6 protein-coding genes are annotated in these 7,045 nt (G+C 59.6%); 2 read left to right on the forward strand and 4 right to left on the reverse strand.

Going from position 1 to position 7,045, the window contains the following annotated elements; translation table 11 throughout:
- Positions 1-314: 314 nt before the first annotated feature.
- Positions 315-797: a phage regulatory CII family protein gene (locus AC1DTN_RS15455; RefSeq protein ID WP_477921596.1), complete on the forward strand. Its 483-nt coding sequence runs from the start codon at positions 315-317 to the stop codon at positions 795-797.
- Here the strand turns inward: AC1DTN_RS15455 and AC1DTN_RS15460 are convergent.
- Both AC1DTN_RS15460 and AC1DTN_RS15465 read right to left on the reverse strand, forming a co-directional pair.
- The gene (locus tag AC1DTN_RS15460; protein WP_477921597.1) at positions 761-988 is read right to left on the reverse strand and encodes a hypothetical protein; all 228 of its coding nucleotides are present in this window, start codon (positions 986-988) and stop codon (positions 761-763) included. The genes AC1DTN_RS15455 and AC1DTN_RS15460 overlap by 37 nt on opposite strands.
- A gap of 193 nt (positions 989-1,181) precedes the next feature.
- Positions 1,182-4,019: a M16 family metallopeptidase gene (locus tag AC1DTN_RS15465; protein ID WP_477921598.1), complete on the reverse strand. Its 2,838-nt coding sequence runs from the start codon at positions 4,017-4,019 to the stop codon at positions 1,182-1,184.
- A 475-nt stretch (positions 4,020-4,494) separates the two neighbouring features.
- Between AC1DTN_RS15465 and AC1DTN_RS15470 the strand changes: the two genes are divergently transcribed.
- On the forward strand, positions 4,495-5,232 hold the full coding sequence (locus AC1DTN_RS15470; RefSeq protein WP_477921599.1) for a hypothetical protein: 738 nt from the start codon (positions 4,495-4,497) through the stop codon (positions 5,230-5,232).
- 6 nt (positions 5,233-5,238) lie between these two features.
- Here AC1DTN_RS15470 and AC1DTN_RS15475 read toward each other — a convergent pair whose 3' ends face one another.
- Both AC1DTN_RS15475 and AC1DTN_RS15480 read right to left on the reverse strand, forming a co-directional pair.
- Positions 5,239-6,660 carry an ISNCY family transposase gene (locus AC1DTN_RS15475; protein WP_477921601.1) on the reverse strand — a complete coding sequence of 474 codons (1,422 nt, stop codon included), beginning with the start codon at positions 6,658-6,660 and terminating at the stop codon, positions 5,239-5,241.
- 184 nt (positions 6,661-6,844) lie between these two features.
- A partial coding sequence (locus AC1DTN_RS15480; RefSeq protein WP_477921603.1) for a transposase occupies positions 6,845-7,045 on the reverse strand: 201 nt, incomplete at its 5' end.

The following is a 7,045-nucleotide window of genomic DNA, read 5'->3' on the forward strand; positions in this document are numbered from 1 at the left end:
TCAAGGCAACGCGCCAGCAGCTCCTCCCGCAGCGGTTGCCTGTTACAGAGTAGACCAGAAAGATCCCAGCGCCGTTCCGAAAGCGACGCCTTGCGGGCGGAAACCAGCAAACGGGACCAAAGCGTCGCTGCTGTAGGTGCGGTCCGGCCACCCGCCTTGACGGACTCGAAGGCAGGTGGCCTTTCCCCGGCAGGTGGGGTGTCTCCCGCCGAGGCGCCGCGTTAGCATCGCCCTGACCGATGCGATATCAAAACAGCCGCTCCCTTTTGACGCGACTTCCGCTATAGTTGCAGAAACAGAGCCTGGGGGCGATCATGACGCAACGCGGCCGTGCTTTCGCAGACATCGTCTACACAATCCTTATTGTAGAGAGAGCCTATCCGGTGGATGTCGTCGCCGCTGCCCTGGGGATGAATTACGCGGCCTTCCACTCGCGCCTGATCAGCAGAACGTGTTTTTCCGCTGACGAAATCCAGAATCTGCTGGAAGTCGTGCCCGATCCACGCCTCGCATCCTATCTCCTCGAGGGAAGTATCTTTGTCGCAGCGGAGCGCTCTTCCGGTGTGGAACAGGCAGAGCCTGTCGCGTCACTGCAGAGAGGTGCGACGCGAGTGGTCGTCGAGGCGACGGACGTGCTCGAACTGGTGGATGCCGCACTTGCCGGAGGCGGAATGGATCATCGCAAGCAACGCCTGGTGCTCAAGGAGATCGAGGAGGCGGAGAGGGCGCTTGCATCCCTTCGCCTCGGCCTGAAGGGAACTTACGTCGGGCAGTCCTTGCGCATCAGCAAGAGATAGCCTTCGCCCTCTTCCTCAAGCGCAAGCATCGCTTCGATGACCGAGAGGCGCGTCTCCTCCAGATAGGATTTCCAGGCGCCGCTGGCCGTGGCAAGCTGCCGGTCAACAGAAAGAAGACGAAGCTTCAAAAGGTTCTTCTCGCGCACAATGCGCGCATATTCCTGAATGGGCTGAGAATGATCGGATGCCATGCGAAGACCGGTGAATTCGTTTGGGCATCTAGCCAGCTGCGTGCAGCTCCGCCATCAAAACGATCTCGACGTTTTTACGCAGGCAATCCCGCTCGGCATTGTCAGGCATTAAGCGGTGTGGATGAAACAAAATCGGAAGCGGATCCCGAAGCACGCGGCCACCGTCGGGATCCGGCCTTAAAGCATCCTAAGCCTATCGTACCGCTGCTGGCAGCACCTCGAATTTCCAGAATTTATCCGGCCGGAAATAGGTCATCGCAAATTGATGGATATCCTCGGCGGTGACTTTGCCGTAGCCGCTGAGATTGTCGCGTATCCGCTCCAGACGGCGAGGGTCCGTTTGAGCGCGGTGCAGATATTGAATCCAATATTCGTTGCTCTGCTGCTGGTGCTTCAATGTCTCGATAATGGGTTCACGAGCGCGAACCAGTTCGTCCGGCGAGACGTCGTTTGACCTGAGATCGGTGGCGATCCTGTCCACAAGCGCATAGAAATCGTCGATCTTGGCCGGTGTCGTCTCGACATAGAGATAGGCGTAACCGTAACCGGGAATCTCCCACGAGAGGTCCATATCGCCCTGCGGACTGTAGGTCGCGCCTTCGGCAATGCGGAACTGGTCGATCAGCCTGTTTTCGAAGATCTGGCCGGCAACGTTCGCGGTAAAGCCCCGCTGCATATCCGAGAGCATGTCGCCGATGGGGGCGGCGACAATCGCCGCGGCGTTGTCGGCCCTGCCGCTGTGGGTCTGCGTGACGGGTGTTGCGGTGGGCATCGGGAAATGCACGTTCTTTGCGTCGTCGCTCGACGTCTTGTCCGGGCGGGCCGGCAGAGCACCAAAGGTTTCGCCCGTCAGGCGGATGGCATCGTCCGCCGTTATATCGCCGACGATGGTGATATCGATCGGCCCCGTGGAAATATGGCCCCCGAACAGCGCCTCGAAATCTTCCGGCTTCGCGGCTGACAATTGGGCGCGATCGGGGAAGGTCCAGCGCGGGTCGCCGGAATGAACGAGGCCGGCGAAATCGCGGCTGATAATGGCGCCCGGCGTTGCCTCATACTGATCGAGGTTATTCAAATAGGCTTGCTGGACACGCTTGAAGGCTTCGGGCCGATAAGCGGGATCTGAAGTGTAAGCCGTCATCATCTGCAGCTGCGTCGCAAGATCCTCCGTCCGCGTACGCCCGTCGAACTGGAAGGAGCTGTCGTCCACGGAGAAATCGATGCTGGCGATATTGGCCGCAAGCGCTTTCTGCATGTCCTGGTAATCCATGGCCTTCGTGCCGGATAATACCACGGCCGGCGATGTCCAGATCGCTAAGGGACGGTCGTTCGGCAGGTCCAGGCGGCCGCGGCCGATATCCTCGCGCACCAGCACCTCGTTGGCGCGCAGCTTGGTTGGCTTGACGGTGAGTCGCACCCCGTTGGCAAAGCGCACCATTGTCAGGCCGAGATCGTCGACCGTGCGGCGTTCGACGACGGCGCCTAGCGCACCGAAATGGGTATAGGGCCAGACGACGGCTGCTGCACTCGATGGAGCCGTGACCGATACCGCCCGGGACGCGTCATAGGCTTGTCTGACATCGTCGGCACCACCCTGCGGTGATTGCCCAGTCTGCAGCACGAGTTGCGGGCCGTTACCGGAGAAGACATACTGCAGGACTTGATTGATCTCGGCAGCCGTAACACCCTTTGTCATGGTCTCGAACATCGACAGATCTTCCGCTGGCGAGGTGAAGACCTGATTGTCATCGACGCTGGAGGCCAGCATCGAAGCGACGTCGGTGCTCGTGCGGGTCGAGGCGCCTGCCGCAGTGGCCTGCAGGAGCGAGCGATATTCGAGGATCTCGCGATCGACCTCTGCCTGGTCGGCCCCGAATTGTTGGAAGCGGCGCTGTTCCTGATCGATGGCTGTGAGCGCCGCCTGCCATTTATCCGGCTCGCAATTCGCCATGACGACAACGAGACGGGCGGAGTCGAAAAGATCCTGGGAGCCGACGGCGGCGCTAATGAAGGGCGCGTTGCCTTTGCTGGCCATGGCACCCAGACGGCGCTTCAGCACCAGAAGTCCGAGGTCCTCCATCAGTTCTGCCCGGCGTTTGGCGAACGTGTCAGGGGAAGTGTCATAGGGACGCGTCCAGGCGATCTGAACATTCGTTGTGCCGCCGGGGACCGTGATGACCTCGGCGCTTTCGCTTTTCGGCTTCAACGGCCCGAGATCGGGTTTTTGCGGGGCCGGGGCGGCCGCCTTCCAGTCGCTGAAGCGCTGCCTGATTTCGATTTCCATGGCAGCGGGATCGACATCGCCGACCACGATCAATGTGGCGCGTTCGGGCCGGTAGTTGGTGTGGTAAAAATCTCGCAGCAGATCGACAGGCGCATGGCTGATGATGTCGATCTTGCCGATCGGTGAGCGCATCGTCACGCGCTGGCCAGCGAGCAGGGAGTTCGTGACTCCGATTGCGGCGCGATATTGCGGTGTGTCGCGCAGCCGCTCTTCCGACAGGATGACGCCGCGCTCGCGGTCGAAGGCGCCGGCATCCAGCGTCAGCTCGCTCGCCGTTTCGCGCATCAGCATCAGGCCGGTCGAAAGCGTGTCCGCATCGACCTCGGGAAGATCGAGCGCATAGACGGTCTCATCATAGGAGGTATTGGCGTTGGTGTCCGGCCCAAAGGCCAGGCCCTTGCGCTGCAGGATGCGGATCATCTCGTCACCGGCAACATGCGTCGAGCCCTTGAAGGCCATATGTTCGAGGAAATGCGCCAGCCCTTGCTGATTGTCGTTCTCATCAAGCGAGCCGGCGCCGATACGGAAGCGAATCGCGGCCTGTCCCGGCGGTGTGGCGTTGCGCATGATCGCAAACCGCATACCGTTTTCGAGCGTGCCGAAGCGGATGCCAGGTTCCGCCGGCAGGTCGCTGATTGTCTGCGGCCATGGTGCGGATGGGCTGTCCGCGTGGGCCGGCAGCCCTGACGTGCAGGCTGCAGCAAGCGTTAACGCTGCCAGGAAACGAAGAAAAATAGGGAATCTCATATGTTTAATGCGCATTCTGTTCTGATGGTGAGCATGAGGAGAGTATGTGACGTTGCGCGAACTATCAGACAGGTTGCATCTCACATCAACGTCTATTTACGGGATGGATGCGTTGCTACAATCATCGCCATGCGCGACGTCGGCGAAGGACAATGGCTGATAGCATAGGGGCACGCCAGAGCGTTCGACGATAAGTAATTGAAATAATTAGAAGATATCACTTGGAGCCGGCGCGCGCCCACGTCCGCATAATGTCAAAGCTGATTAGTATTGCGCCATTGTCAGCCAGTTAGAAACGCGACACTGGCTCTGATGATCAGCCCCCGATCCGGCCGGCTGGGCCGGGTTGAAAGGGCGGAGCGGGGGCGGGTGAGGGGCACCCCTTCGGCTTTAGCTTTCTCAGTGGCAATTGTTCCGTCGCCGGCCGATACTCCCGCGCACCTGCATGGGGCGGGGTAGGGATCAAAGTCGCGCGATGCTTCCGGAAATAAAGCTGCAGGGTGACGTCGATGTCGCCGCGCTGTCACCACTTCTTCGCGGCATGCTTCTGTCCGTTGCCTATGCTGACGGTGAGGGTGGCATAGGATTGACGGCGACCGGCGCCATGAACCGCAAATTCGTACATTGGGCCGCTGTGAACTTCCTCTGGCCCGACTTCACAGCCGAAGACCTCTACAGCATGAACAAAGTGCTGAACGAAAGCGACATGCCGCCGCTCTGGGTCGTGCGCGACATGACCCGCCATCTGAAGCTGCTTCGCCGGAAAAAGGATGTGCTGCTGCCAACCAGACGCGGCCGGGAGTTTCTGGTGAATCCGCAAGCCTTCTTCGATCTGGTCGCCACGGATTACCTCTATTCGTATGTCCATGCCACCGAGCGGGAAGCGCAGGTGCAAGCGCGCCTACGCTGGTGGCGCATGTTCCTCAATCTTCTCAACATCAAGGCGAGAGAAGGCTGCACGCCATTGGACGTCCTGAAGACCCTCTATCCAGACATGGCACCTCTGTCCGCTACCGAAATGACCCTGGAAGCCTGGGAGCTCAAATCCGATCTCCAATATGGCGTCCTGCGACGCCTGTGCTGGCTGGGCCTGCTTTATGAGGCACGAGAAGGGCTCACGCTTCTTCAAGACGGAGCCTTCCACAAGACGCCGCTTTGGTCCGCCTGCCTGCAATTGGAGTCAGATACGCAGAGCGATATCGGCGTGCATTGACGCCCTTTATTCCGCAGCCGGCTGCCTCAATAACGCTTTCTCCCGCCGTTCGATCACCAGCGGATCGTTCATGTAATCCGTTCTCGGCTTGCGTCCACGCTTCTGGTAGCCGTTCCCCGTGCTGCCATCGCGAATGCCGAACATATGGTCCGTCTGCCCAGTTCGCCGTGGTCCGCCCTTGCTGCGCTGCTGCTCCCGCCCAGCCTGCAGCTCGGCGACAACAGACAGCATGTCGTCCAGCCGCTTGTTATCGACGACCTCGGCGCGATGCACGGAGCGTAACGTGTCAAAGGTTCTGTAGGGCAGGGCAAAGCTCTCGTGCATGATCTCGAGACGCCCGTCCGGATAGTCGCAGACAACAACCCTCTTACCCGCCAGAGACCTGGAAAGATCAGTCGGATCGAGAATGAACAAGACCTTGTCGTAACGCAGCGTCAGGGCCTGCGACAGCGTGCGGACCTCCTTGCGGCACATGGCGCCGTCGAGGTTCTCGTGATCGGCCAACGGCCGGTGCATGTCCTTCGGATTACGCGGCTGCTTGCCAAAACGCGCGTTGAAATCCGTAATGAACTCAGGCACATAGGCGTTGGCTTCCTTGATCGTGTCAATGCCGCGAAGCCGCAACTCCTTGACCAGCCGATCCTGCAATGTCTGATTGGCGCGCTCCACCCGGCCTTTGGCCTGCGGGGTATTGGCACAGATAATGTCGATGTTCAGCTCATAAAGCGCTCGACCGAACTGTGTCAGGCCGCTCGTCCGGTCTTTCTCAGACGCATGCGTACTGCGGAAAACGCCATGCTTGTCACTGTAGAACGCTAGCGGCTTGCCCCATTGCTGCAGATAGGCCTTCGTCGCGTGCAGATAGTCAAATGTGTTCTCCGATCCGGCAAACCGTAGATGCAGCAGCTTGCCAGTCGCGTCATCGATATAGACGAGCAGGGCGCATTTGGGACCACGGTTCTCGAACCACCTGTGATGCGAACCGTCAATCTGCACCAGTTCGCCAAAGCAATCACGTCGGCCGCGTGGCTGGAAAACCCGCTTCTTGCGTTCTCTGCGTGAGACCCAGATGCCGGCCTCGGTCATCCATTGCCGCAATGTCTCCTTAGCTACCGAGATCTGGTGTAGCTCGATCAGTTTCTCACGCGCCAGCGTCGGACCGAAATCCAGATAGCGTTCGCGGATCAGGTCCAGCGCCGCATTGCGAAACTCATCGCTATGGCGCCGGTTGCTCGGCCGTGATCGCTTCTTGGAAACAAGCCCGGCCGGACCATCCCGGTCATAGGCCTGCAGCAGCCGATGGACCTGACTTCGACTGAGGTCGAGCCGTTCGGCAGCCTGGACAACGCTCAAGCGTTCGTCACGGATCTTCTGGATGAGTTCGAGGCGATGCAATTCTTTCTGCGACATAGTGATCAAACAGGACATGACGACTCCGACCGCTCATGGTCTCGACCAGGCTGAAGATCGTCATCCTTGCTCCCGACATTGGCATTGACCAGTCGTCGAGAGGCGAGACTGTCGCATCTCTAACTGGCCCAACTGTCGCATTACTAAATAGCCATGGAGAAGCTAACCCAAGTGCATCATGGCCGCCTTGGAGGGTAGGGCATCAGCCACCCTCGCGCAAATAGGCAGCAAAGGCTTCGGCGGGGGTCCGGTATCCGAGGCATTTGCGAGGCTGTGAGTTTAGATGATGCGCCAACTCGGTCAGCTGTTGCTGGGTGACATTGGCAAGATCCGTGTCACCAGGCATGAAGCGTCGGATACGTTTGTTGGTGTTCTCAACGGCGCCTTTCTGCCATGGCGCGCT

Source organism: Rhizobium sp. 01T444 (assembly GCF_056398305.1).